This is a genomic window from Campylobacter australis (genome assembly GCF_050586305.1).
Classification (GTDB): domain Bacteria; phylum Campylobacterota; class Campylobacteria; order Campylobacterales; family Campylobacteraceae; genus Campylobacter_A.
Genome location: NZ_JAXUAA010000001.1, coordinates 477,950 through 504,017, shown reverse-complemented (window position 1 = coordinate 504,017; position 26,068 = coordinate 477,950). Strand labels below are relative to the sequence as shown.

Annotated in this window: 26 protein-coding genes; 13 read left to right on the top strand and 13 right to left on the bottom strand. The window is 36.8% G+C overall.

The features are described from left to right. Position 1 precedes the first annotated feature (1 nt). The 6 genes from U5B17_RS02600 to U5B17_RS02575 are packed head-to-tail and all read right to left on the bottom strand — an operon-like array spanning position 2 to position 5,743. Positions 2-1,414 (bottom strand): COG3400 family protein, encoded by a 1,413-nt coding sequence (locus U5B17_RS02600; RefSeq protein WP_430803796.1) that lies wholly within the window; start codon positions 1,412-1,414, stop codon positions 2-4. A 48-nt stretch (positions 1,415-1,462) separates the two neighbouring features. Beyond that, positions 1,463-2,014, bottom strand: coding sequence for an ABC-type transport auxiliary lipoprotein family protein (locus tag U5B17_RS02595; RefSeq protein ID WP_430803794.1), 552 nt, complete (start codon positions 2,012-2,014; stop codon positions 1,463-1,465). Continuing rightward, entirely contained in the window at positions 2,011-2,931 is a 921-nt protein-coding gene (locus U5B17_RS02590; RefSeq protein ID WP_430803793.1) for an MlaD family protein, read from the bottom strand. The genes U5B17_RS02595 and U5B17_RS02590 overlap by 4 nt, the downstream gene beginning before the upstream one ends. Continuing rightward, entirely contained in the window at positions 2,921-3,670 is a 750-nt protein-coding gene (locus U5B17_RS02585) for an ABC transporter ATP-binding protein (protein WP_430803866.1), read from the bottom strand. Before U5B17_RS02585 ends, U5B17_RS02590 begins: the two co-directional genes overlap by 11 nt. Then, positions 3,670-4,773 (bottom strand): MlaE family ABC transporter permease, encoded by a 1,104-nt coding sequence (locus U5B17_RS02580; protein ID WP_430803792.1) that lies wholly within the window; start codon positions 4,771-4,773, stop codon positions 3,670-3,672. Before U5B17_RS02580 ends, U5B17_RS02585 begins: the two co-directional genes overlap by 1 nt. Before the next feature lie 52 nt (positions 4,774-4,825). After that, on the bottom strand, positions 4,826-5,743 hold the full coding sequence (locus U5B17_RS02575) for an AEC family transporter (protein WP_430803791.1): 918 nt from the start codon (positions 5,741-5,743) through the stop codon (positions 4,826-4,828). A 130-nt stretch (positions 5,744-5,873) separates the two neighbouring features. Between U5B17_RS02575 and U5B17_RS02570 the strand changes: the two genes are divergently transcribed. The 6 genes from U5B17_RS02570 to U5B17_RS02545 all read left to right on the top strand — a co-directional run bounded on the left by U5B17_RS02570 (position 5,874) and on the right by U5B17_RS02545 (position 13,888). Further along, positions 5,874-7,052: an efflux RND transporter periplasmic adaptor subunit gene (locus U5B17_RS02570; RefSeq protein WP_430803790.1), complete on the top strand. Its 1,179-nt coding sequence runs from the start codon at positions 5,874-5,876 to the stop codon at positions 7,050-7,052. Next, positions 7,049-8,974, top strand: coding sequence for a MacB family efflux pump subunit (locus tag U5B17_RS02565; RefSeq protein ID WP_430803789.1), 1,926 nt, complete (start codon positions 7,049-7,051; stop codon positions 8,972-8,974). The genes U5B17_RS02570 and U5B17_RS02565 overlap by 4 nt, the downstream gene beginning before the upstream one ends. Before the next feature lies 1 nt (position 8,975). Then, positions 8,976-10,313, top strand: coding sequence for a TolC family protein (locus U5B17_RS02560; protein WP_430803788.1), 1,338 nt, complete (start codon positions 8,976-8,978; stop codon positions 10,311-10,313). 100 nt (positions 10,314-10,413) lie between these two features. After that, a complete protein-coding gene (tgt, locus tag U5B17_RS02555) occupies positions 10,414-11,532 on the top strand; it encodes a tRNA guanosine(34) transglycosylase Tgt (RefSeq protein ID WP_430803787.1) in 1,119 nt (372 codons plus the stop codon). A gap of 122 nt (positions 11,533-11,654) precedes the next feature. Further along, positions 11,655-13,130 (top strand): aldehyde dehydrogenase family protein, encoded by a 1,476-nt coding sequence (locus U5B17_RS02550; RefSeq protein ID WP_430803786.1) that lies wholly within the window; start codon positions 11,655-11,657, stop codon positions 13,128-13,130. Between the two features lie 80 nt (positions 13,131-13,210). Continuing rightward, entirely contained in the window at positions 13,211-13,888 is a 678-nt protein-coding gene (locus U5B17_RS02545) for a metallophosphoesterase (RefSeq protein ID WP_430803785.1), read from the top strand. 55 nt (positions 13,889-13,943) lie between these two features. On the opposite strand, the gene U5B17_RS02540 is transcribed toward U5B17_RS02545, so the two are convergent. From U5B17_RS02540 to U5B17_RS02515, 6 genes are all read right to left on the bottom strand, one after another. After that, positions 13,944-14,798, bottom strand: coding sequence for an EamA family transporter (locus tag U5B17_RS02540; RefSeq protein WP_430803784.1), 855 nt, complete (start codon positions 14,796-14,798; stop codon positions 13,944-13,946). Beyond that, a complete protein-coding gene (locus U5B17_RS02535) occupies positions 14,791-16,023 on the bottom strand; it encodes a TolC family protein (protein ID WP_430803783.1) in 1,233 nt (410 codons plus the stop codon). The genes U5B17_RS02540 and U5B17_RS02535 overlap by 8 nt, the downstream gene beginning before the upstream one ends. Before the next feature lie 243 nt (positions 16,024-16,266). Then, positions 16,267-16,584, bottom strand: a complete 318-nt coding sequence (locus U5B17_RS02530; protein WP_430803782.1) for a TolC family protein — start codon at positions 16,582-16,584, stop codon at positions 16,267-16,269. Positions 16,585-16,659: 75 nt separating this feature from the next. Beyond that, on the bottom strand, positions 16,660-17,391 hold the full coding sequence (fliP, locus tag U5B17_RS02525; RefSeq protein WP_430803781.1) for a flagellar type III secretion system pore protein FliP: 732 nt from the start codon (positions 17,389-17,391) through the stop codon (positions 16,660-16,662). 9 nt (positions 17,392-17,400) lie between these two features. Further along, positions 17,401-18,171: a flagellar motor protein MotB gene (locus tag U5B17_RS02520; RefSeq protein WP_430803780.1), complete on the bottom strand. Its 771-nt coding sequence runs from the start codon at positions 18,169-18,171 to the stop codon at positions 17,401-17,403. Between the two features lie 5 nt (positions 18,172-18,176). Beyond that, positions 18,177-18,941 (bottom strand): motility protein A, encoded by a 765-nt coding sequence (locus tag U5B17_RS02515; protein WP_430803779.1) that lies wholly within the window; start codon positions 18,939-18,941, stop codon positions 18,177-18,179. Between the two features lie 124 nt (positions 18,942-19,065). On the opposite strand from U5B17_RS02515, the gene glmU reads away from it, so the two are divergent. Genes glmU through truA form a run of 7 tightly spaced genes read left to right on the top strand, consistent with a single transcriptional unit; the run spans position 19,066 to position 25,376 of the window. Beyond that, positions 19,066-20,373 carry a bifunctional UDP-N-acetylglucosamine diphosphorylase/glucosamine-1-phosphate N-acetyltransferase GlmU gene (glmU, locus tag U5B17_RS02510; RefSeq protein ID WP_430803778.1) on the top strand — a complete coding sequence of 436 codons (1,308 nt, stop codon included), beginning with the start codon at positions 19,066-19,068 and terminating at the stop codon, positions 20,371-20,373. Continuing rightward, entirely contained in the window at positions 20,360-21,526 is a 1,167-nt protein-coding gene (gene coaBC, locus U5B17_RS02505) for a bifunctional phosphopantothenoylcysteine decarboxylase/phosphopantothenate--cysteine ligase CoaBC (protein WP_430803777.1), read from the top strand. Before glmU ends, coaBC begins: the two co-directional genes overlap by 14 nt. Beyond that, positions 21,523-22,203, top strand: a complete 681-nt coding sequence (locus U5B17_RS02500) for a hypothetical protein (protein WP_430803776.1) — start codon at positions 21,523-21,525, stop codon at positions 22,201-22,203. The genes coaBC and U5B17_RS02500 overlap by 4 nt, the downstream gene beginning before the upstream one ends. 2 nt (positions 22,204-22,205) lie before the next feature. Further along, entirely contained in the window at positions 22,206-22,877 is a 672-nt protein-coding gene (gene uppS, locus U5B17_RS02495) for a polyprenyl diphosphate synthase (protein WP_430803775.1), read from the top strand. After that, positions 22,877-23,629, top strand: a complete 753-nt coding sequence (locus U5B17_RS02490) for a prepilin peptidase (RefSeq protein WP_430803774.1) — start codon at positions 22,877-22,879, stop codon at positions 23,627-23,629. The genes uppS and U5B17_RS02490 overlap by 1 nt, the downstream gene beginning before the upstream one ends. Further along, positions 23,626-24,654 (top strand): LptF/LptG family permease, encoded by a 1,029-nt coding sequence (locus tag U5B17_RS02485; RefSeq protein WP_430803773.1) that lies wholly within the window; start codon positions 23,626-23,628, stop codon positions 24,652-24,654. Before U5B17_RS02490 ends, U5B17_RS02485 begins: the two co-directional genes overlap by 4 nt. After that, positions 24,654-25,376 carry a tRNA pseudouridine(38-40) synthase TruA gene (truA, locus tag U5B17_RS02480; RefSeq protein WP_430803772.1) on the top strand — a complete coding sequence of 241 codons (723 nt, stop codon included), beginning with the start codon at positions 24,654-24,656 and terminating at the stop codon, positions 25,374-25,376. Before U5B17_RS02485 ends, truA begins: the two co-directional genes overlap by 1 nt. A gap of 8 nt (positions 25,377-25,384) precedes the next feature. On the opposite strand, the gene U5B17_RS02475 is transcribed toward truA, so the two are convergent. Next, positions 25,385-25,999, bottom strand: a complete 615-nt coding sequence (locus U5B17_RS02475) for a trimeric intracellular cation channel family protein (protein WP_430803771.1) — start codon at positions 25,997-25,999, stop codon at positions 25,385-25,387. Between the last annotated feature and the right edge of the window lie 69 nt (positions 26,000-26,068).

Sequence of the window (26,068 nt, the reverse complement as noted above, 5' to 3'; positions counted from 1 at the left end):
TTCATGAACTAGCTGGTATAAATAGCTGTGCGTTCTTTTTCATTTTGCCATAATGGCGCGAGATACTTGTTGATAAAAGGGTTGATAAGCCACCTTTTAGTAAGTGCTCATCAAATGTTATAAACTGCAACATGGTATCAATTTGCGATAGTTTTAGCAGTGGATTTTTCTTGCTATTTTCTATGCTGATGTCCTTTTCAAAAAGACTGCTAATACTTTCAAAATGCTCTGTTATATCCTCATCTTTTGTGTTTTTTACATTAAAATAATAAAGCTTTATCTCCATTTTTAGCTGAGATGCGATATCCATGATGACGGCTGATTGATTTTCTATATTTTCCTTTCCATCACTAAGGATAGCCACCTGCCTTATCTCACTAAAATCTCGTTCTCCAAGCTTTAAAATCGGTAGTTTTAGCATATAAAAAAAGCGTTTAAATTTATTAAAATACCCATCATCAGTTATCACAAAACCTATGTCGTTGCTAGAAATATCTGCTATAATCTGCGAGTTATCAGCAGTCATATAGTCAATCACAACAGAAATTTTCTCCTCATGTATCTCTTTTAGCATTGTAAAAGTTGTATTAAAAGTTGGATTGACAACCCTAAATATAAGTCGCTTATTACTTAAATTTTCATGCAAATATAAGGCGTTTGCGACTATTTTTTGCATTCTTCGGTTGCTCATTACTTTCATATCTAAAAATACATAGATATTGCTACCAAAAGGGCTTGGGAACTGACCTGGCTCACGCTTTATTGAACGATATACTGCATGCAAAGCCTGCGGATCGCCTACTATTAAAAGCGTATCATTTGGGCGGATCATTAGGCTACTGCTTGGCAAAAGAAGCTCGCCACTTCGATATATAAGTGCGATACGCCACCTTTTTTGTTGCAATGAACTTAGATGACGATACATATATGAACTTCCTATCGGGACTTTAACCTCCATGATCTCGCCTTGCCCAAGACCGATATTATCAGCTAGCGATGGCATATCTGGTAAGTGCCCAACAAAGTGTGTTGAGATAATAGAGTTATTATCCACAAACTCAAGATGCTTATCCTCGCTCATGCTCTCATGCTTGATGTTCCATAAATTTAAAAAAACTATGTCTGTTTTTGTACTAATCTGGCGTAAATTTTCATAGCTAGCTATGGCATCGACCTCATTTTGCATAATGATGATAAACTGACTAAAATAGCCACTTATCACAGCTTTTAGCCTTGAAAGAGATGTTGGATCAAAGTGATGATATGTAAAATTTTCGAATGAATTTTTTGTATCGATAATATCTTTATCGTTTGAAATAACGACATAATGGTGCAAATTTGAGCGTAAGCCATAAAGCTTGTCTATAAAACTTTTTGCAAAAAGCCCATCTGCTATGATTAAAATTTTTTTCATTATAGCTCCATTAAAATAGACATTATAGCAAAATGGGCTTAATCAGGCTTAAATAACACTTCCTAAAAGCTCATCGATGGCTAAATTTACACTTTTATTTATGCTATCAAAAATACTCTTGCTGCTTGGGTCTGGACAAAAAACATTTTTTACAACAACTCCTGAATTAACGCTTTTATCAAGACTAAAAAGCTCATAAGCCAAAATAACCTCAGCCTTATCACCTCTAATTTGCAGCGAAACTACATTTACTTTAAGGCGTAAATCGCTTGAATTTGGCGAAAATATTGGCTTTACTCCACAGTTAGCATAAGCTCCTTTTATAAGTGCCTTATATATCATTTCGCTTGGTTGAGCTATAAATTTAGCGTCATAAAGGTGGTGTATTTTATTGTCTTCAGCCACTATAAGTATCTCTCTTTTATCAACTAAATCAAGAGCGGATACATTTTGAATGTATATATTTTTTGGCGTTTTGCTCTTTGTAACACACTCTTTTTGTGAGTAATATATCTCATACATATCAGCTCTAGCAACGCTATTTTTAAGCGAACAACCATTAATAAACACAGCCAAAAATACTACTAAAATTTCTTTCATCTACCGTCCTTTGATGTTGGATCTTTAAAGAAAAAATCATAAGGATTATCCTCAAGCCTATCCATCGCACCTCGAAATTCTCTTAATGTCTTAGAAAAGTCATTTATAAATATACTAGCTTCATTAAGTAGTGGCGTCATAGCCTCTTTGATGTTTAACTGACCTGAGTTTATCTTACTTTGTGTGCTTCTTGCAAGCTCGCTAAAAGATGCCGTTGCAGCGTTGGCGCTTAGTAAAAATTTATTCGCATTAAGCAAGATAGAGTTTAGGTTTTTGCTTAAATCACTCACATTTGCCTTACTTACATCAGAGCTTATAGCGTTTAAATTTGCCAAAAGCTCACTTAGGTTTTTAGAGTTCTCTTTGCTTCCTATAAGCTTGCTAAACTCATCTAAATTTTCAAGCGTTGAGCTAAGATGCTTAAAATTATCTTCAGAAAGGAGCGAATTTAAGCGTTCTAAGCTTACATTTATCTTTGATGTTATATCTTGTGCTTGGTTTCTAAGCTTTGTAAGCATACTATCTTCTAGCTTGATAATAGGATGCTTTTCATCTTTTATACTGTTTGCAACACCACGAGAGATATTAATACTAGCCACACCACTTATAGGCTGAAGCTCTATCTCAGCGATAGAGTCGCTTTTTATATCTATATCATCGCGTATTTTCATACTTATCTCTATCTTGCCATCATCTAAAAAATCTATCTTGCTTACACTTCCAACACCAACACCAATAAATTTAACTTGAGAATCAACCCTTACACCAGTTGGCAACTCATGGGTTTGTATGTAATAATTTTTTTGTTCAACGCTCTTGCCATCGCTTCCGCTCATCCACCACATAAAAACACCAAGAAATGAGGTCGAAATAAGAAAAAATAGCCCAACTATCGTGTATGAGTTTTTATTTTCCACTGTTATTCCTTGTTTTAAATAGCTCTTCAAGCGGATTATATTCAGCCATTTCAAGCTCTTTAAGATCGCCTTCAAAAACTATTTTTTTATTTTCAATTATTAAAAATCTGTCAAGTATATCAAAAATACTATCAACATCATGCGTTACCATAACGACGCTTATACCAAGCGCTTCTCGCAAATTTACAAGAAGTTCGTCCATAGCTCTGGCACTCATGGGATCAAGCCCACTATTAGGTTCATCTAAAAAAAGTACTCTAGGGCTAAGCGCAAGAGCTCTAGCTAAGGCTACGCGCTTTTTCATCCCACCACTTAACTCACTTGGATAAAGCGTAGCACTTTGTTTTTTAAGTCCAACCTTTTGTATCCAAAAATTTGCAATTTCATCTATTTCGCGCTTATTAAATTTTGAATACTCACTAAGCAAAACACCAACATTATCAAGCACACTCATAGAGCTATAAAGCGCGCCAAACTGAAACATAGTCCCACACTCAAGCTTTATGTCTTGCTTTGTTTTTGCGTCGCTATTCCACATATCTTTGCCATCAAAAAGCAATGTCCCACTCTTTGGTTTATTTAGATATATCATCGTTTTTAAAAGCGTAGTTTTACCACTTCCACTTCCACCTAAAAAGCCATAAATTTCACCCTGTTTTATGCTCCAGCTGACACTATCATGCATTATGCGTTCGCCATAATTTGTCGTTATATCTCTACCTTCTATAATATTTTTTATCATAAATTTATCCACATAAAAAATATCGCAAAAAAAGCATCTATGGCTATAACCCAAAATATAGCATTTACAACACTTAAAGTTGTAAGTGTTCCAAGGCTTTGCGAGTCGCCACTAACAGCAAAACCGCGCATGCAGCCGATAATAGCGATAACTATACCAAAAAACGGCGCTTTTATCATTCCAACCAAGAAGTGGCGCATCTCAACCATATCTTTAAAACGGCTAAGGTAGCTTGAAAACGATATATCAAGTAAATTTTCACAAACTATCATCTGACCAAAGATACTAACCGCGTCAGCTATGAAGATGACTAACGGGACACATATCATCATAGCTATAATCCTTGGCAAAACAAGAAAGCTAAAAGGATCAAAGCCCATTGTTTTCATAGCATCTATCTCTTCAGTAAGCTTCATGGCTCCTATTTGTGCAGTAAAACTTGACGCTGAGCGTCCAGCTATAACGATAGCGGCTATAAGTGGGGCGACTTCACGTAAAGTTAGCATACCCATTATCTCAACTATAAATATACTCGCACCAAAATTTGCAAGCATAGAACTTCCAAGATAAGCAAGAACGACACCTATTAAAAAAGATGTCAAAGATACGATAAAAACAGCATTTACTCCAGCATCTTTTATGTAGTTACTAAGCTCTCTTAAACGAAGTTTTGTTGGATTTAACAAAATGGCAAAACATTTTATTATAAACTCCCCTAAAAATCCAGCCAACTCAAAAACATTATAAAAGCCTTCTATAACCCTTTTTCCGAGTCGTTCAAGCAAATTTAGATTTTTTTGTGGGGATTTATATTTAAAGTCTATATCTTTATCATCAAGCATTAAAAGAACAGATTTTATACTATCATTTGCATTTTTAATGCTTACTTTTTTAGCATTTATAGCACGCTTTAAAAGTATAGCACAAGCATAATCAAGCCTCAAAAGCAAGCTAAAATCATACTCCACTTCGCCCTTAAAACGCAATGAATTTGATAAAATTTCACGCACTTTTTTGGCATTTTTATAATCAAGCTTGCCCTTAAATTTATACAAAAGTAGCTGCTTGGTTTTTAAAACCTCTATACTAAAATGATCCAAAAATTTTCCTTACTTAAAAAAGTGAATTATATGTTACATTTTTAAACAAATTCTAACTTGCAAACAGCATATAAATTATGGGTAAAGTAACAAAACCAAAAGCCACTCCAAGCGCAACAGAGCTCACAGCAAGAGAGCTATCAAGCTCAGCTTTCATTATCATAGCGCTAGCTAAAACCATAGGCGGCATAGTCGATAACATCATGCCAACTAACCATGTTTGATTTATCTCAAAATTAAAAATTTTCACTACTAAAACAAAAAATACCGCAGGTGCCACCATCCTACAAAGCATTACAATACAAACGCCCTTGTATGAACTTTTTACTCCGCCAAAATTTAAGCCAAGTCCAACTGCAAAGAGTGCAACAGGAGTTACGCTAGAGCTTATCATGCGAAGCGGAGTAAAAAGCTCTTGTGGCAATACAAAAATATCAGAAAAGCTCTTTGCTGTCAAAGCTAAAGTCACAGATATAAATGGCGGAAATTTTAAAATTTTCATACAATTTTGCAAAAGACTTACTCGCTGTTTTACGCCAAAAGAGAGTATAACAGGTCCAAGTATGGCAATGGGTATAGATGTTGTTACTTGATCATAAAATATGACCATATCAACTGCGCTACGACCAAAAAAGCCCTCTATAACTGGTATGCCAACAAAAAGCGTATTGCCAAAAAAGCTAAGCATAACAACACTAACAGTCGTTGCGCGGCTAAATTTAAAAAGTAGCGATATGCAAAGCGATATAGTAGCTCCAAAAGCAGAAGCAAAAAAGCCAGTTGTAACGATATTTAAAAGATGTATGTCGATATTTATGTGATAAATTTTATCAAATATTAGTGCAGGCAAAGCAAAGCAAAGGACAAAATTTATAAAAACAGATGAATTTTTTTGCTCTAAAATTTTCATCTTTTTTGCAAGAAAACCAAGCACAACTATAAAAAATATCGATAATAAAGGAATATACACAACAAACTTCTTAAATTTAAAAACTAAATGCGGATTATAAAGCGTTAAAGTTTAAAACCTAATAAATCACTTTAACCTTTTGTTAGTATTTTTTAATTAAAATTAGCAAAACTTAAAGAAAGTCCAAGCAATGTTTAAAAAAATTACACTAATTTTTATACTTATCGTAGGTGGGTACTTTGCCTATGAAAAATTTTACAAAAAAGAACAAAAGATCGAGTATATAACTCAAAAAGCCATAAAAGGCACACTGTCAAAACGCGTTCAAGCAACTGGAGAAATTTTTGCGACCGAGCTTGTTGATGTGGGTGCGCAAGTTGGTGGACAGATAAAAAAACTCTATGTTAAGCTCGGCGATAATGTAAAAAAAGGCGACATGATAGCCGAGATAGACAGCCAAACGCAAAAAAACAATGTAGATAACCGCAGGGCTCAGCTTGAAATTTACACAGCTCAGCTTGAAAGGGCAAAAGTAGCTCTTGATATAGCAAAAATACAGTTTGAAAGAGAGCAAAAGCTTTATAAAAATAGTGCCACTTCAAGGGTTGAATTTGAAAATGCCAAAAATTCATACACAACAGCAAATGCAAATATAAAAGAGTTAAAAGCTCAGATAGAACAGGCAAAAATAGCTCTTGATACAGCTCAAATAGATCTTGGTTACACTAAAATCACAGCCCCAAGAGACGGCACTGTAGTTTCGGTGCAGGTTGAAGAGGGGCAGACAGTAAATGCTAATCAAACCACTCCAACTATCGTAAATATAGCCGACCTTAGCAATGTCAAACTAAAAATGCAAATTGCAGAAGGCGACATAACAAAAATTTCAGTTGGAACTCGCGTCGAGTACTCTATACTTTCAGAGCCAAATAAGAAATTTAACACCACCATAAGCTCCATAGACCCAGCCCTTACTACCCTAAGTGATGGAAAATACTCAAACAAATCCACATCAAACATAAGCTCAGGCTCATCTGCTATATATTATTATGCACAAAGTATAGTTCAAAATAGCGAAGGTATCTTGCGTATAGGCATGACAACAGAAAATGCCCTTTTTGTAGATGAGGTAAAAGATGCAATCATAGTGCCTAGTATAGCGATAAAAAACGATGATAAGCAAAAATTTGTAGAGGTTTTAACAAATGGAAAAAATGTTGAAAAAAGAGTTGTTACAACTGGCATAAGCGATAGCCTAAGGACACAAATTTTAAGCGGTGTAAGTGAAGGCGAAACGATTATAACATCACAAGGCACAAGCGAAGAGATAGCAAGCCTTGTATCAAAAGAGCGAAGAGGTATGAGGTGATAGAGCTAAAAAATATCACCAAAAAATTTAAAACTGGCGAAAACGAAGCTACTGTCTTAAAGAATGTAAATTTAAAGATAAAAAAAGGCGAGTTTATCGCCATTATCGGACAAAGTGGCTCAGGTAAATCAACTTTGATGAACATACTTGGCTGTCTTGATAATGCCAGCAGTGGCGAGTATTTGCTTGAAGACAAGGATATAACAAATTTTAAAGCGGACGAGCTAGCAGAGCTTAGGCGTGAAAAATTTGGATTTATCTTTCAAAGGTATAACCTTCTCTCTAGCTTAAATGCCACACAAAATGTCGCCCTTCCTAGTATCTATGCTGGTGTAAATAAAAAGTCTCGCCAAGAGCGTGCGGTTGAAATTTTATCAGATCTTGGTCTTAGTGATAAAACACAAAGCTTGCCAAACAAACTAAGTGGCGGACAGCAGCAGCGTGTTAGCATAGCTAGAGCTTTGATGAATGGCGGCGAGATAATCCTTGCAGATGAGCCAACTGGCGCACTTGATAGCAAAAGTGGCGAGATGGTTATGCAAATTTTACTTGATTTATATAAACAAGGTCATACCATAATAATAGTCACACACGACCAAAATATCGCAAACTACGCAAATCGAGTGATAGAGATAAAAGATGGCAGTATCATCTCAGATAGCGTAAAAAAAGATGAAATTTTTCTAAAAAAACCAAGCCAAAAACCTAAAAAAAGTATATTTACCTACTACAAAGATCAACTTATAGAAAGCTTTAAAATGTCAGTTTCAGCCATCGTTTCGCACAAGCTACGCTCTATATTAACAATGCTTGGCATCATCATAGGCATTGCAGCAGTCGTTAGCATGGTAGCACTTGGCAAAGGCTCACAAGAACAAATTTTACAAAGCATACGAAAAGTTGGCACAAATACCATCGACATTATGCCAGGAAAAGGCTTTGGAGACATGCTTTCTGGTAAAGTTAGAACGCTTAGTATTAGTGATGTGGCTTTACTTCAAGAGCAAGACTTTTTAGAGTCAGTCACACCAAACACCTCAACAAATGGCACAGTAACTTTTAGAAATTTATCACTCACAGCATCGCTTAGAGGTGGTGGAATTGATACACTAAAAGTAAATGGGTTAAATATAGAAACCGGAAGGATGTTTAATGCCGATGAGGTAGCAGCCTCTGCCTCGGTGGTGGTCATAGATCAAAACACAAAAAGGTCATTTTTTAAAGATGAAGACCCTATAGGCAAGGTCTTACTTTTAAACAAAAAACCTTTGATGATCATTGGCGTTATAGCGCAAAACTCAAATTCATTTGGCGACCCAAGTCAGCTTAGAATTTACGCCCCATATTCAACCGTGATAAACAAAATAACAGGAGATCGCTATATTAGTTCTATTACAGCAAAGATTGATGAGGAGGTTAATGCACAAGTTGCCGAAAAGATGATAACCGAGCTTTTAACCATCAAACACGGCAGACAAGACTTTTTTACAAGAAACTCAGACAGCATAAAAAAAACCATGGAAGAGACCATAGGTACCATGAGACTGCTCATATCATCAATAGCCGTTATATCGCTCATAGTTGGCGGTATAGGAGTGATGAATATAATGCTTGTTTCAGTGACTGAGCGGACAAAAGAGATAGGAATAAAAATGGCAATAGGCGCCAGACAAACAAACATCTTACAGCAGTTTTTAATGGAAGCTATTTTGCTTTGTATAATAGGCGGAGTGGTCGGTGTTGGGCTTGCTTATGGAGTTGGCTATATCGTAAATACCTCTGGCTTGTTTAAGATGATATTTTCTAACGAATCAGTCATCGCAGCACTTGCAACTTCAATGGGTATAGGCATAGTCTTTGGCTACATGCCCGCAAGAAATGCAAGCCTTTTAAACCCAATAGACGCACTTTCAAGGGAGTAGGATGTATAAAATTTTTGTTTTAACTTTGGCAATATTTTTTAGTGGTTGCACTGTTTCAAAAGTAGATAAAAATTATCAAGAAATTTTAGTTGATGAAAACCAAACTATACAAATAGACAAAGAGTGGTGGCTAGGGTATAATGAGGATTATCTAAACGAGCTTATAGATACTGCTTTAAAAAACAACATAGACCTTAAAAAATCAGCCATAACTATAAATAAAGCCTTAGCACAAGCAGGCATCATATCAGCCGATTTGCTCCCAAATTTTAATGCAACCTTAAGAGGGGAGGCGTCGCGTGATATAGGGTCTAATAGCCAGTGGCAAGAGAAATTTTCCACCTCCATCTCGGTAAGTTATGAGCTTGATTTATGGCAAAAACTTAGAGATTCTAAAGACGCTGCTGTGTGGGAAGTAAATGCCACACAGTGGGACTTACAAGCAACAAAACTAAGCCTTATAAATAGCATTGCTAGTGGATATTTTAACGCCATATATCTAAAAAATGCCATAAAACTTTACAAACAAACTTTGCAAAATTATGAAATGTTAGGAAAGATAATTGACTACAAAGTTAGTTTTGGCAAAGATGAGCAAATATCACAAAAACAGGTTCAAAGTCAAATTTTATCTATAAAAAACCGCATACTTCAAACACAAAAAAACCTTGATACAATCAAGCAAACATTAAAAAATTTACTGAATGAAAGAGGCGATTTTGAGTTTAAATTTAAAGAAATTTTTGAAACAAAGCCACTTGGTGTAGATATTGAAGTTCCAATATTTTCACTATCAAATAGACCTGACCTAAAAGCAAGTATCGCACGCATAAATGAAGCTCTTTTAAATGTAAAAGTAAGCGAGAAAAATTTCTACCCAAGCCTTAGCATAGGCGCTTCATTAAGTGATAGTGATGAAAAACTAAAAAAAAGCTTTTCACTAAATTTACTAAATGGCAACATAGCCTTAAATCTACCATTTCTTAACTACTCTAGACTAAAGGCAAATTTACGCGTAAGTGAAGCTAGTTTTCAAAGTGCAAAGCTTGAATACATATCTCGTTTAACAACTGCTATAAATGAAGTTTATGGCGCATATAAAGAGCTGGAAAATGATAAAATTTTACTTAATAATTTTACGGAGCAAGCAAAAAATTACGCACAAATAAGCAAAATTTATAAACTAAAGTATGACTATGGCAAGGTTGAGCTAAAAGAGCACTTAAATGCTAAAAATAGCGAACTAGAAGCCATCATAAGCGTTTTAGAGCAAAAATATAAAATCATAAACAACGAGATAAATATTTTTAAAGCGATGGCTGGCAGAGTGCAAAAGTAAGACAAAAGCCCAAAAATAATCACCCTCGCAAAGCCTAGCTTTAAAATTTCAGCCACTTTTTGCTATCCTTTTGATCAAAAATAGATTTTTAAGGAAAATAATGGAATTTAAAGTAACTAACACCGATGGTAACGCTCGTGCAGGCGTGCTAAAAACAGCTCATAGTGAAATACAAACTCCCGTTTTTATGCCAGTTGGCACAGTTGGGGCTGTAAAGAGCCTAGACGCAACCGATATGCGTGAAATTTTAGACGCTAAAATCATCTTAGCAAACACCTATCACATGTATCTACGCCCTGGCTCAAAGATAGTAAAGGAGTTTGGCGGACTTCATGGATTTAGCAAATTTGATCGCTCGTTTCTTACAGATAGTGGCGGTTTTCAGGCATTTAGCCTAAGGGCAAATACCAAAAATGATGATGGCGGGATAAAATTTAAAAGCCACATTGATGGCTCTATGCACTATTTTACGCCGCGTTCGGTGCTTGATACTCAGTATGATTTGGGATCTGATATCATGATGATACTTGATGATCTAGTCGCACTTCCTGCGACAAAAGAGCGAGTAGAGCTAAGTCTAAAACGCACGATAAAATGGGCAGATGAAGCGATACGCTATCATAGATCTCAGCAAAGTAAGGGCGTTGGAGTGCATCAAAATATCTTTGGCATTATCCAAGGTGGCACGGATTATGAGGCACGCAAATTTTGTGCGCAAAAGCTTTGCGAGATGGATTTTGATGGGCTAGCAATTGGCGGATTAAGCGTTGGCGAGAGCAATCAAGAGATGTATGACACGGTCCAGGGCGTGATGCCGTTTATCGATGCGAAGCGACCACGCTATCTTATGGGAGTTGGCACGCCTGAGGATTTAGTCGAAAATGTCGAGCGTGGCGTTGATATGTTTGACTGCGTGATGCCAACTAGAAACGCCAGAAACGGCACACTCTTTACTAGTTTTGGCAAGATAAATGTAAAATCCGCTCGTTTTATAAACGACCATGAACCAATCGATCCAGAATGCTCATGCTACACCTGTCGCAACTATTCGCGTGGATATCTTAACCACCTGTTTAAGGCGCGCGAGCTTACATTTTTTCGCCTTGCAAGCATTCACAACTTACATTATTATTTAAATTTAATGAAGCAAATAAGAGAGGCGATCATAAACGCCAAATTTAGCGAGTTTAAGCGAAATTTCTACGCAAAAAGAGCTTAAAATATTTAATGGCTAGCAACTCTAGCCACTCACTTTTGTAAATCCAAAATTTCTTTTTATTTAAAAACTTTTAACCTTTTTAGGAATATAATGACAACATTATATTTTATAAGGAGAACACTATGGTAAAACTATTATCAGAATATGGTTTATACATCAATGGTGAGTGGCGTTCAGCAAAAGATGGCGCAACACTTGAAGCGCACAACCCAGCCAATGGGGCACTCCTAACAAAGATCGCAGACGCAACACAAGATGATGTTGATGAAGCAGTTAAGGCGGCTCGTGCTGCATTTAAAAAATTTAAGCATAGCACAATCTCAGAGCGAAGCACTCTGCTAAATAAAATAGCTGACATAATCGACGCAAACACAGAACATCTTGCAAAAGTAGAAACTATGGATAACGGCAAACCTATCCGCGAGACAATGAATGTAGATATCCCGCTAGCAGCAAAGCACTTTAGATATTTTGCAGGCGTGATACAAGGCGAAGAAGGTAGTGCAAATGTCTTAAACGAGCAGCAGCTCTCGCTCGTGCTTCGTGAGCCTATCGGCGTTGTGGGTCAGATAGTTCCGTGGAATTTCCCATTCTTGATGGCAGCTTGGAAGCTAGCTCCAGTCATAGCTGCTGGCGATGCAAGTGTCTTTAAGCCAAGCTCAGAAACCAGCCTTAGTGTGCTTGAGCTTTTTAGATTAATAGGCGACATATTGCCAAAAGGACTAGTCAATATCGTTACTGGTCGCGGAAGCAAATCTGGCGAATGGCTAAAAAATCACCCAGGACTTGACAAGCTAGCATTTACTGGCTCAACTGAGATAGGCCGCGATATCGCTATCGCAGCAGCTCAACGCATCATACCAGCTACGCTTGAGCTTGGCGGAAAAAGTGCAAACATATTCTTTGCGGACGCAGACTTGCAAAAAGCTCTTGATGGCTTACAGCTTGGAATTTTGTTTAACCAGGGTCAAGTTTGTTGCGCTGGCTCAAGGATATTTGTAGAAGAGAAATTTTATGATGAGTTTATGGCGGCAGCTGTTAAGAGATTTGAAAATATAAAAGTTGGAGATCCACTATATCCAGCCACTCAGATGGGCTCACAAGTTAACGCAAAGCAAGCTAAGCAAATTTTAGAGTATATAGAGATAGGCAAAAACGAGGGCGCAAAAGTTGCCGTCGGTGGTGAAGCTTATACTGCAAATGGTTGCGAAAAGGGAGCATTTGTAAAGCCTACACTTTTAACAAATGTTACAAATGATATGCGAGTAGCACAAGAGGAGATTTTTGGTCCTGTTGGAGTTGTAATAAAATTTAAAAATGAAGAAGAGCTTATAAAAATGGTAAATGATAGCGAATACGGTCTAGGTGGAGGTGTCTTTACTCAAGACATCACAAAAGCCCTTCGTGTCGCGCGCGCAATAGAAACTGGTCGTGTATGGGTTAATACTTACAACCAAATTCCAGAGGGTGCGCCATTTGGCGGATATAAAAACTCAGGCATCGGCAGAGAAACACACAAGACCATACTTGAACACTATACTCAGATGAAAAATATCATGATCGATCTTACTGGAAAGCCAAGCGGTTTTTACGAGTAAAATAAATTTTGGGCTAGTTTTACTAGCCCCTTCTTAAACCTCAAGCTCTTTTTTGATAAAATTTGATAAATGGAGCGAAAATGAGCGAACAAATTTACATCATCTCAGACATTCATGGTTGCTTTAAAACACTTAAAGCCTTACTTCGCAAACTACCTAAAAGTGCTCGTTTGTGCTTTGTTGGAGATCTTATAGACAGGGGCAAAGATAGCGATAAAGTTGTTGAGTTTGTAAGATCTGGCGGTCATCTTTGCGTACTTGGAAACCACGAAAGAGCACTACTTTTAGCCAAAAATGAGTTCTTGTTAGATAAAAGTGTTGATAAGCCTTGGTTTAATAAGCACGGAGGAGCGCAGACATTTGCCACTTATAAAGGTAAAAATGAGCTAAAACTAAAACACCTAGAGTTTTTACAAACACTGCCTACTTATATAGAATTTGAAAATTTCCTTACGGCTGACGGACGAAAACTCGTTGTCTCACACTCTGCTGTCGGGAAGATATGGAAAGAAAGACACAACGACAAAGAAACAGAAAAATTTAAAACACATCTACTTAGTAGCAGGGGCGATATAAGCGAAAATGATGATATATTTAACATCTATGGTCACGAAGTTATGTGTGAGCCAGTCATAACAAAAGGACGAGCAGCCATCGATCTTGGTGGGGTTTATCGCCACTCAAAGCAAGATCCAAGAATTTGCGCCATAGCATTTCCAAGTATTAAAATATTTACTCAAAAAAATGTCGAAAGATAAATTTTCTATGTGAAAAACTCTTACTTATTCACTTTTTCACATAGAATTTCACATGCTATTTTATATAAAATTTTATTATGCGCTTATGTATCAGCAAAGATATGTAAAGCAACACTCCTCCAGCAACAAGGCGAAGCACATCAGCAGCTTTTTGCCAAAAGATTAAATTTATAATGATAGCAGCTGGTATAAGTGCATTATTCATAATAGCAAGCACCCCACTATCAACCTCTGTTGCACCCTTATTCCACAAATAATAACCAAGTCCACTAGCCATCACACCAAGCCAAAGTAAAACAAAAATTTGTGTCGTACTAGGGGTTATTTTGCTAAAATTTCCAAACAGCAAAAACGCCACAAGTGTTACAAAAAATGCCCCAAAATGAAAATATCCAAATATGCCTTTTTGCTCTACTCTATTTCGCTCAAGTAAAATTTTATATGCACTTTGACCAAATCCAAAGCAAATGTTTGCCCCTTGAACCAGCAAAAAACCCTTTAAAAAGCCCTCATTTATACCGCCATATTTTATAACAAACGCTCCAAGTACAGCAACTCCGACACTTATAAGATAAAGTGAGTGAAATTTTTTCTCAAAAGCATCATAAACAAGCGTTACATAAAACGGCGTAAATATTGTAAATAAAGCAACTTCTGGCACACTAAGATACAAAAATGAGTTATAGTAAAAAAGATACATCGCGCCTATTTGCAAAGCTCCTATCCCCATAACAGCTAGCTTTAAGCGTGTAGGCACACCTTTAAATCTTGTAAACGGCAAAAAGACAAGACTAGCAAGCGCAACACGAGTAAATACGCTAAAGTAGCTATCTAGTTTACCTGATAAAAACTCGCCTATCAAAGAGAAGCTAAATGCCCATAAAATGGTAACAAAAATAAGTTTATTCATCTTTTATCCTTTTTAAAATTTCATCCCCACGCTCGTAATAATACTCCATTTTGCGTATCTCAAGCTCATCTTTATCAAGCCAAAAGCCATTTAGCCAAGCAGTATTATCATCTAGCAAAAACAAAAACTCACTATAAGAAATTTTACCCCAAGCATAAAGCCTAGCCAAATTTTCAAAGCTTTTTTGCACACTTGATACTTTGGTCTGTTTTATCTTTTGCTCCGCGTCAAGGCGTTTTATCAATGTCTCAAGAGTATCTAGTTGCTGTAAGCTCATATGCTCTTCTTCGCTTAAAGCAAGTGCTATTTTTTGATATTTGGCTTCATTTTTTTGCTGCTCAGTGCTTTTGTTTAGCGAGCTTGGTAAACTCCAGCTAAGCTCTAGTAAAGGCTTATTTGTATCAAGATAGCGTTTAGCCATCTGAGCAGAACTTGAGTCGCCCTTTTTAAAACTGTTATCATTTAGTACTTGAAAATCTTTAAGATAAATTTTTGGGATGAGCTTGCTTTGTGATTGGGTTGTACTTTGTTCATTTATAAGTGCTTCTTTTTTCTTTGCTTGTAAATTAGCATTTTTTGCCTTGTTCCAAAACTCAGGCATTTGCATCTTGCTACCGCGTATAAAATTTAGCTTTGCGTTTGATAGTAAATTTAGCCTTGAGATCAGCTCTACTTGACGCAAATAAAGCTCATCAAGCTCTGATTTAGCGGTGTTTAAAGCATCATTTAATGCGCTAAACTCGACCTCATCTATCTCACCAAATTCGTAAAAAAACTCACTATCAGCATTTGCTATATTTATCGCATTAAGCTCATTTTGCTTGTTTTGTATAAGCGCTTCTATGGCAATAGCATTAAAGTAAATTTTACCAACTTGCAGGCTTATTAGGTTTTTATATGCTTCGCTTTTGTAAATTTCACTAGCGTTTTCATAGCTTTGTATCTTTTGCATAGCATCTCTTTCGCCACCATCAAAGAGCAGATACTCAAATCGCAAAAGCATTGAACCAGTCTTGGTTTTATACTCGCCATCCTTTTGCATCATCGTATATCTACCGCTTATATCAATGTTTAAGTCCTTTTTTGTAGCATTTTTTGTGTAGATATTTTTTGAAAATTTTATAAATTCCGCCTGTTTTGCACTTTGTGCCAAATATATAAGCTCACTTAAATTTCCAGCATTTAAGAGTAAAAAAGTAGCAAAGATGATAAGAATTTTAACCATCTAAAGGTCCTTTTTATAAAATTTTATAAACCAGCTATCTATCTTATAGGTTATGCCAAAAAGCATTTTAATATGTAAAAAAATATTTGCCAAAGTTACCTTATAAAAGACTTAGCTTTAACACTTATCGCCTCGCTCTCATCAAGACTTGCAAGTCCTGCATTCTTAAATTTATCAAGTCTATTTTTGGCTTCAGCTAAATGTTTTATCTCTGCTTTTTTGCGTTTATCTGCTCATTTAAATTTAAGGCGCTAAAGTAGAGTAAAACAGATTGTAGGGCAAGGTAATTTTTGTCTCTAAACTTCTTAACTCTTTTGCATTTTGGCTAAATTTTAAAGCATCAAGCCTAGCCTCCATGGCTCCTCCATCATAAAGTATAAAATTTACACTAGCAGATGCAAGCAAACTCTCTTTTGGAGCCAAAAGCTGTCTATCTCCACTTATTGCACTATAGCTTGCATTAAGGCTTAAGCTTGGAAAGTAGCCACTTTTCACACTATCTCGTTCTAAGTGTGCTTGTCTAGCCTCAAACTCTTTTATCTTGGCTGGACTTGGCCGCAATGATGATGTCTTTTAGGTTAGCTCCACTTGCAAACAAAACAAGTAAAAATATCGGCAAAATTTTACGCATTTTATCTAATGAAAGCTTTTTACGAGATTTTCGATTAATAAATTCCAACCATCGACTAACACAAAGATAAGCAGCTTAAATGGTAACGAGATAGTTACTGGCGGAAGCATCATCATACCCATCGCCATAAGCACAGAGCTTACAACCATGTCAATAACCAAAAACGGCAGATAAAGTAAAAATGCTATCTCAAAAGCTGTTTTAAGCTCGCTTATCATGAAGGCTGACATAACGATAGAAAGCGATAGATCATCTATGCTAGCTGGATTATCAAGCCCACGAATACGATAAAAAAGAGCAAGATCTTTTTCTCTAGTATTGCGAACCATAAAGTCCTTAAAAGGCTTTATGCCTTGCTCAAATGCTTGCTCATAGCCTATTTGCTCGGCTAAATATGGGCGAATTCCTTGGTCATAGCTTTGTTTTGCGACTGGCTCCATGATAAAAAATGTAAGTACCATAGCGATAGAGAGCAAAACCGTTGATGGCGGCATTTGTTGTGTTCCCATTGCTTGACGCAAAAAAGAAAATACAACTATAAGTCGCAAAAAACATGTCATCATAAAAATAAGCCCAGGGGCTAAAGTTAAGATCGTAAGGACAATCAAAACATTTAGCGAAGTTACGAGCTGACTTGCGTTTTGTGGAGAATTTATGGCTAAATTTATAGTTGGCAAAGGTGGCTCAACACCAAAGCTAACCAACGCCACGGCACAAAAGATAAATAATGCTCTCAAATTTTGCCTTTAGTTATCCAAAACACTCTTTTTAACGGCACTTTGCTTAGTTTTATCAAGAGATGTAAAGTGAATTTCTACTCTGTTGTTTTGTGCTCTGCCGTCACTTGTAGCATTTGTGGTAAAAGGCTCAAACGAAGCCCTGCCTGAAGCTATTAGTTTATTTGGCGATACTCCGTCTTTAACTAACTCGTTTACAACGCTAATAGCACGCGCTGATGAGAGTTGCCAGTTGTCTTTGTATATTGAGTTTATATCTGGGTTTTGGTTGTCTGTATGCCCTATAACATTTACATCAACCTCTGGAGGCATCTTTGCAGCTATCATAGCAATTCTCTTTAAAAATAGCTTTGCGTCATCATTTGCTATCTCTGCCTTACCGCTTTCAAAAAGTAAATTTGAAGGCATTCTTACGATAAAACCATCCTCACTTTCTTGCACTATCACCTCTGGCGCACCGCTAGCGTTTAAAATTTCATTTATCGCCTTAACTGACTTTTGTAGAGCATTTTCTGAAGTTGAGTTAAGCTTTGTCTTTTTTATTTGCGACTGAAGCTCTGTCTCTCGCTCATCTTGCGTTTCAGGGCGCGCACCACCCTCAAGCACACTAAGGGCTCCAGCAAGTGAACCCACAGCAGTTTCAAATTTTTTTGCATCCATAGTACTCATAGAAAGTAACAAAACGAAAAAACAAAGCAAAAGTGACATCAAGTCTCCAAAGGCAGCGAGCCACTCAGGCATACACTTTGGACACTCTTCAGGTTTGATTAATTTAGCCATTTTTACTACTCAAACTGGCTTTTTCTATCTTTTGGTGGCAAGTAAGCAAGTAACTTACCTTCAAGTGTTCGCGGATTATCTCCAGCCTGTATAGACATGATACCTTCTATTATTATCTGCCTTTCAAGCTCCTCATCAGCGTTGCGGATACCCAAGATATTTGCCACTGGACCACCTAAAATATTGCCTATCATGGCACCATAAAGCGTCGTAAGCAAGGCAACTGCCATTGACGGACCGATAGCCGAAGGATCTGACATGTTCATAAGCATTGCAACAAGACCAATTAGCGTTCCTATCATACCCATCGCGCCAGAGTAACCGCCCATCTGCTCATAAATTTTGATATAGCTACCATGTCTTGCGCTAGTTTGCTCCATGTCTATCTCAAGTAACGACCTAATGGCGTCTGGCTCGTTGCCATCAACAGCCATAGAAAGACCTTTTTTTAAAAATTGATTTGTCTCGTTATTTACATCACCTTCTAGCGCTAAAATACCATCTCTACGAGCTTTTGATGAGTAATCAACAAGCTTTTTGATAGTCTCTGGCAAATTTACTAAAGTTGGCTTTATAGCGATACCATAGCCTTTTCCTATGGCTTTTAAAGTCTCCATCTTAAAGCCAACCATCAAAACACCTATCGTTCCACCAAAAACAATCATCACAGACGGAATGTCAATATATGGTCCAACGCCAACACCAATTGCCATCGAACCAACAAGTAGCGCCATGGTCAAAACCCAGCCGACAACACTTCCTAAATCCATACTTTCTCTCTTTTTATTTTTATTAAATCCTGCCATTTTACTTAAATTTTGTTGAAAAATCGTTAAATTCAAAATTTTATTTGCATTTTTTTGATACAATCACAAAAAATTTTAAAGGTGGATTGTGAGTAAAATTTCAGTTATTATACTAGCAGCTGGACTTGGCACCAGAATGAAATCAAAAACACCAAAAGTAATGTTTAAACTTAGTGGCATTTCGATGATAGAGCATGTGTTAAATAGAGCTTATGAGCTAACAAATGATGTATCTGTCGTACTTTATCATCAAAAAGAGCTGATAGAAACGCTAATAAAATCAGCATATCCGCAAACTAAAATTTACACCCAAGATCTGCAAAATTTCCCTGGCACGGCTGGCGCACTAAAGGAGATAAAATTTAGCGGAGAAAAAGTGCTTGTAAGTTGTGGAGATATGCCGCTTGTGCAAACCCAAGAACTTGAAAATTTATGCCAAAGCAACGCTGATGTAACGATGAGTAGCTTTATAGCAAATGATCCTTTTGGCTATGGCAGAGTGGTTGTAGAAAATGGGCAAGTTACGCAGATAATTGAACATAAAGATGCAAGCGATGAGCAAAGGCAGATAAAGCGAGTAAATGCTGGCTGTTACTGCTTTAAACGCGAAAGCTTAGAGAGTATCTTACCTAAAATAAACAATCAAAATGCCCAAAACGAATACTATCTAACAGACGCGATAAAAATCGCAAATCAAATGGGCTTAAAGTGCGCAGCCATAGATGTTTGTGAGCAAAATTTTATGGGTATAAATGATAAATTTCAACTTAGTATCGCTGAAAAACTTATGCAAGATAAAATCAAGCAAAATTTAATGAAAGATGGCGTCTTGATGCGCCTACCAGATACTATATTTGTCGATGTAAGGGCAAAATTTGTCGGAGAGTGCGAGCTTGAAGAAAATGTAAGTATCATAGGAGAGTGCGAGATACAAAGCTCTATCATAAAAAGTGGTAGCGTCGTTGAAAGTTCAAAAATAACAAACTCAGACATCGGACCACTTGCACACATACGCCCAAAATGCGAGATCACAGACACACACATCGGAAATTTTGTCGAGCTAAAAGCAGCAAAACTTAATGGCGTAAAAGCAGGACATTTAAGTTATCTTGGAGATTGCGAGATTGATAGTGGTACAAATATAGGCTGTGGCACGATAACTTGCAATTATGATGGCAAGAAAAAATACAAAACCATCATCGGCAAAAATGTCTTCGTAGGCTCAGACACTCAGCTAGTAGCCCCAGTAACCATCAAAGACAATGTCTTAATAGCAGCAGGAAGCACCATAACATCGGATGTTCCAAGCGGCGCACTTGCTATAAGTCGTGGTAAACAAGCTATAAAACAGGGCTTTTTTTATAAATTTTTTGGCGATAGCGATGTTAAAAAATAAGAAAATTTTACTTGGAGTTTGTGGCTCAATCTCATTTTATAAAGCATACGAAATTTTATCACAGCTTAAAAAACTTGGCGCAGATGTATATGTGGCACTTAGTGATGGTGCGCTAAAATTTTGCTCGGTGGCTGGCTGGGAGGCTCTTACTCCACACCCTATTTTAAGCAGCCAGACTGAAAACTGGCAAGCTGGAATAAGTCACATATCTTATGCTAAAATGGACTTGATACTCCTAGCTCCAGCCTCAGTAAATACGATAAATAGGCTTGCAAATGGTATTTGTGATAATGTTTTTATGCAAACACTTATAGCCTCAAACGCTCCACTTCTGATCGCACCAGCCGCAAATAATAAAATGCTAGAGCACTTTTCTACACAAAAAAGCATAGAGTTTTTAAAAGCAAACAGGGCAAATTTTATCGAACCAATAAAAAAGACTCTAGCTTGCGGAGATGTTGGAAAAGGGGCATTAGCGGAAGTTGAAGATATTATAGCGCACACCATAAAAGCACTAACACCACAAAAATTTACAGGCAAAAAAGTTATCATCACAGGCGGAGCAACAAGTGAAAAGATAGATGATGTAAGGGCTATAACAAATTTTTCAAGTGGAAAGATGGCGCGAGCGATGGCTGATGCATTTTTTTATGCTGGCGCTAATGTCTGTCTTATAACTAGTATAAAAGACACAAAAGCGCCTTATCAAATCATAAATTTCACCAACACAAAAGAGCTTTTAGACATTTGCCAAAAAGAGTGTAAAAATGCCGATATTTTAGTAGCTTGCGCTGCGGTTAGTGACTATGTGAGTAAGCAAAATTTTAAAGGAAAACTGAAAAAAAATGAGCTTGGGGATGAGTGGAATTTAACACTTACAAAAAATATCGATGTGCTCGCTAGCCTTAATGGCTCAAAATGTAAAAAAATAGGCTTTAAGCTAGAAACAGATCCTAAAAATGCTATCAAAAACGCAAAAGATATGCTTGATAAAAAGGGTCTTGATGGAGTTTGTTTAAATATCATAACCCACTCTAACAACTTTGGAAGTGAACAAAATGAAATAAGCTTCATTACAAAAGATAGCGTGCAAAATTTTACGCTTCAAAACAAAAATGATCTAGCCAAAAAGTTAGTGGAGCTTTTGGTGTGATAAGCAGAGTTTTACGCGTTAGTAGCGCAACCCAAAGCACACCTGCGATACTACTAAACACCTCTCTTCCTGTGAGCATTAAAGTAACAGAAAAAACGGGCTTTAACCGATACAACCTTAAATTTCATAACCGAAATCTTAGCACAAAAAGCCAAAAACAGCTCAAAGTCGGAGCAAACTACTGGGGCGAAATAGAGAGTGCTAATGATATGATCGTTATAAAAAATCTTTATGAAAAGCCGGAGTTTAATGAGAGCGAATTTCTTGAAGATGGACTAAGTTTTATTGAAAATTTAGTAACAAACGATACCCTTGAGTGGCTCTATGAGCGCATTTATAAAGAGCTCATCTCAGCCAGTAGCAAAGAGATCTTTGAAATTTATGCAAATATATTGCTTGCACTACAAAACAACACTGTGCATATACCGTTTGTTTATAGTGGAATTTTTGGTATATTTCAGCTTAAAAAAGAGGCTAGTCTAACACGCATTTACCTACTTTTTTCAAATTTTGCACCACTTATATTTGAGATAAAAAATGGTAATATAATAAAAATTCAAACACCATTTGCAAAGGTAGCAAGAGCCTTAAAACAAGCATTTATGGCTGAAATTTTAGTTGGTGATGTAAAGCCATTTTGGCAAAAACAAACTAACATAATAGACCTCAAAGGATAAGAGTGAACAAACTAAACCACCTTGCTATCATCATGGACGGAAATGGACGCTGGGCAAAAAATCATGGCTTTTTACGCATAAAAGGGCACGAGAAAGGCGCGCTTGTTGTTGAGCAAATGTGCGAGTTTTGTATAGATAATGAGATTAAAATTTTAAGTCTTTACGCATTTAGTACCGAAAATTGGAAGCGCCCAAAAAGTGAGGTCGAGTTTTTAATGACTTTGCTTAAAAAATTTCTCATCTCAAAGCGTGAAATTTTTATAAAAAACGGTATAAATTTTCAAACCATTGGCGAACTAGAGCCATTTTCAAGTGATCTTAGACTTGAAATTTTAACAACAAAAGAGGCAACAAAAAATAACACAAAGCTAAAGCTAAATTTAGCCATAAACTACGGTGCAAAAGATGAGATGGTGCGCGCTATAAAAAGACTAAATGAAAAAGGGCTAAGCCTAAATGAGCAAAATTTACAAAGTTGCTTAGATGAACCCTGTGATATAGACTTGCTTATTCGTACTGGTGGAGAGTTTCGTATATCAAATTTTATGCTCTGGCAAGCTAGTTATGCGGAATTTGCTTTTACGCTAACACTTTGGCCAGAATTTAACAAGCAAGAACTATCACAAATCGTATCAGAATTTGGCAAAAAAGAGCGTAGATTCGGTGGAATTTGATGGTTAGCATGGCTTTTTTTGCGCTCATAGGACTTTGTGTTGGGTCATTTTTAAATGTGCTTACATATAGACTTCCGCGTAATATTGATATATTTTTTGCACGCTCGCACTGTGTTGGGTGTAAAAAAAGCTTAAGCTTTTATCATCTAGTTCCTATATTTTCATGGCTATTTTTAAACGGAAAATGCGCTTTTTGCAAAGGCAAAATAAGCCCAAGATACCCGATAGTCGAGCTTTTATCATGCGCTATATTTATGCTAGTAGCTATAAAACTTGAGCCTACAAATTTACAAGATCTGGCATTTGCAGCCCTTTTTGCACTCTGCTTTTCCCTGCTTTTTGGGCTTAGTATGATAGACATAGAGTACAAAGCAGTTCCTGACACACTTTTGTTTTTCACGCTTGGTCTCTCTTTATTTTTTGCAATATTTGCACGAGAAAACTACCAAAACCTACTTGCAGCAACCGCCTTTGCGCTTGTTTTTTTTGCACTTCGTTTTATAGTAAGTAAAATTTTAAAAAAAGAAGCCATGGGAAGTGCCGATATATTTATAGCTGCTATTATAGGTGCCTTGCTTGGCTTTACAAAGGGGGTGTTTGGTATATATTTGGGTGCTGTTTTTACGCTACCATTTTACTTTTTTGCAAGAGATAAAAACTACGAGCTAGCTTTTGTGCCATTTTTGACAGCTGGTGCATTTATATCATTTTTGGCTGGCGAAGAAATTTTAAAACAGATAGGTTTTTTATGAATAGAGTCAATAAATATCTTTTTTACAACTTTTTAAGTACATTTGCATCGCTTTTTAGTACGCTTTTTTTGGTAATGTCTATCGTATTTTTTCTACAAATTGCCCGCGTGACATCATATATAGAGATAGACTTCCTTGAGCTTTTAAAGTTGTATCTTTTTATGCTACCAAGAGTATTGCTTTTTGTAGTTCCTATTGCTTTTTTTGTTGCGTTAGGTATGACGCTTTTTCGACTATCAAAAGAAAATGAAAGCACCGTCATCTTTACGCTTGGACACTCGCCAATGTCAGTGGCTAAATTTTTTCTTTTTGTAGCTAGCATATTAAGCGCTACATTGCTATTTATAGCTATCGTTTTGATACCTAAAGCAGCGGAACTAAACTCAAATTTTGTTGATTATAAAAAAACTATTGCCAAACTAAATCTCAAAGGCGGGCAATTTGGACAAAAATTTTCCGACTGGATGGTCTATATAGCAAGTGAGACAAATGAAGGCAATAATACAACCTACAATAACATAGTAATGTATAACCCATTTTTTAATGAGCAAAAATGCCTCATCGTAGCAAACCATGCTCGTATTAGCAATGATAAAGGCGTTATAGAGCTTAGTCTAAGCGATGGCAAGTCCTACGATATGGGCAACCAAACTTACCACATAAGCCAATTTAAAGAGCTAAAAATTCGTACCAAACAAAATGACAGCATAAGGCAAGTTGGCGATGTTATGCAATACTGGGGTCAGATGAGTAAAAATGTAAAGCGCAAAAAGGACTTTAGCACCTATGTTTTAGTCGCGCTCTTTCCACTAGCCTCAACGCTCTTTGCATTGTCATTTGGGATTGTGACATATAGATATGATAAAGGGATTATTTATTTTGGAATTTTTGGTGTACTTTTTAGCTATTTTGCTATCATAATGTTGCTTGGAGCGCATCCGCAAATAGCCATACCATCGCTATTTTTAGGCTCAATTGTAGCAAGCTATACCGTTTTTAAAATGAAAATTTTACGCAGATACTAATGAAGTTAAAAATCACTTTTAGCTATGATGGCTCTAAATTTCAAGGCTCGCAAACTCAGCCACATCAAAACGGCGTAGAGGACGCACTAGCCCTAGCACTGTCTCATGTGGGAATTTTTACTAAAATCATCTCAAGCTCCCGCACCGATAAAGATGTTCATGCAAATAACCAAGTTGCATGTGTAGAAGCAGGCGAACATTTTAAGGATTTAAACCGCCTTACAAGCCTTATAAACCGCCACGCACACCCTTATATCCATATCAAAAATATCACCCGAGCAAATGATAGCTTTCATCCAAGATATGACGCCAAAGCACGCTCATATCGATATATCATAAGCCATGATAAGTTCAGTGTATTTTTATCAGACTATCAAGTCTTTGCACCAAAAATTGATATAAAAAAGGCAAATTTACTGCTTAAAAATTTTATCGGCGAGCATGATTTTAGCCTATTTATGAAAACTGGAAGCGACACAAAAAGTCCTATTAGAAGCGTTTATAAGGCGTTTTGCTACGAGTACAAAAATAAAACTATCATCGTTTTTAAAGCAAATGGCTTTTTAAGGGCGCAGGTAAGACTGATGGTAGCTTGCGTATTAAAAGCACTCAAGATACCAAACGGTGAGGGGCTTTTAAAAGCTCAGCTTAACGCCACCGCACCACTTACTCGTATACCTGCTCCACCACAAGGACTTTACCTAAACCGAGTTTTTTACTAAAATTGACTTTAATCCTTAAGCGCGGGCAGTGACCAGCCTTTATAATATGCAAACATACGAAGAGTTATCCCTGCTCCAAGCAACACAAAAACTGTCGCTATACCTCCAAGTCTACTAATATAAAGAGCATAGTAGCAAGCTCCCACGCCCATACTTATGGTTCCATAAAGCCCTGTTCTCAAAAACCACGGAACTTCGTTAAGCAAAATATCTCGTAAAATTCCTCCACCAACACCGTTACAAAATGCCATCATAGCCACACCAAATATATTATAACCATACTCAAAAGCTATCATGGCGCCCACTATGGAAAAGATAACCATATCAATAGCATCAGCAAAGATAAATATAAATTTTTTCTCCAAGCCATCACGACGCGAGTGTAGGTGTAGATTGTAAGAGATAACAAGCATTGCTAGCACGATGATGATAGGCGCATAGTTAGTGAAACTATAAATAGGACGGCTAACAAGCATATCTCGCACGATACCACCGCCAAGAGCAGTCAAAAAGGCAGACAAAAACACACCAAGCCAGTCACAGCCCTTTTTTACTGCAAATAAAAATCCAGAAAGCGCCGCAGATGCGATACCTATATACTCCACAAACAAAATAAAATCCATCTAGCTCTCTTTGAATTTTTTGCTTGATTGTAGCGTGAAAGTGGTAAAATTTGGCTAAAATTTGCCACT

What these genes read in the sequence shown, in the direction of transcription:
- U5B17_RS02600 (WP_430803796.1), bottom strand. Translation starts at nt 1,414, where the DNA reads ATGAAAAAAATTTTAATCATAGCAGATGGGCTTTTTGCAAAAAGTTTT.
- U5B17_RS02550 (WP_430803786.1), top strand. Translation starts at nt 11,655, where the DNA reads ATGGTAAAACTATTATCAGAATATGGTTTATACATCAATGGTGAGTGG.
- U5B17_RS02545 (WP_430803785.1), top strand. Translation starts at nt 13,211, where the DNA reads ATGAGCGAACAAATTTACATCATCTCAGACATTCATGGTTGCTTTAAA.
- tgt (WP_430803787.1), top strand. Translation starts at nt 10,414, where the DNA reads ATGGAATTTAAAGTAACTAACACCGATGGTAACGCTCGTGCAGGCGTG.
- coaBC (WP_430803777.1), top strand. Translation starts at nt 20,360, where the DNA reads ATGTTAAAAAATAAGAAAATTTTACTTGGAGTTTGTGGCTCAATCTCA.
- U5B17_RS02485 (WP_430803773.1), top strand. Translation starts at nt 23,626, where the DNA reads ATGAATAGAGTCAATAAATATCTTTTTTACAACTTTTTAAGTACATTT.
- U5B17_RS02560 (WP_430803788.1), top strand. Translation starts at nt 8,976, where the DNA reads ATGTATAAAATTTTTGTTTTAACTTTGGCAATATTTTTTAGTGGTTGC.
- U5B17_RS02535 (WP_430803783.1), bottom strand. Translation starts at nt 16,023, where the DNA reads ATGGTTAAAATTCTTATCATCTTTGCTACTTTTTTACTCTTAAATGCT.
- U5B17_RS02515 (WP_430803779.1), bottom strand. Translation starts at nt 18,941, where the DNA reads ATGGATTTAGGAAGTGTTGTCGGCTGGGTTTTGACCATGGCGCTACTT.
- U5B17_RS02540 (WP_430803784.1), bottom strand. Translation starts at nt 14,798, where the DNA reads ATGAATAAACTTATTTTTGTTACCATTTTATGGGCATTTAGCTTCTCT.
- U5B17_RS02570 (WP_430803790.1), top strand. Translation starts at nt 5,874, where the DNA reads ATGTTTAAAAAAATTACACTAATTTTTATACTTATCGTAGGTGGGTAC.
- U5B17_RS02520 (WP_430803780.1), bottom strand. Translation starts at nt 18,171, where the DNA reads ATGGCTAAATTAATCAAACCTGAAGAGTGTCCAAAGTGTATGCCTGAG.
- U5B17_RS02490 (WP_430803774.1), top strand. Translation starts at nt 22,877, where the DNA reads ATGGTTAGCATGGCTTTTTTTGCGCTCATAGGACTTTGTGTTGGGTCA.
- U5B17_RS02475 (WP_430803771.1), bottom strand. Translation starts at nt 25,999, where the DNA reads ATGGATTTTATTTTGTTTGTGGAGTATATAGGTATCGCATCTGCGGCG.
- U5B17_RS02595 (WP_430803794.1), bottom strand. Translation starts at nt 2,014, where the DNA reads ATGAAAGAAATTTTAGTAGTATTTTTGGCTGTGTTTATTAATGGTTGT.
- truA (WP_430803772.1), top strand. Translation starts at nt 24,654, where the DNA reads ATGAAGTTAAAAATCACTTTTAGCTATGATGGCTCTAAATTTCAAGGC.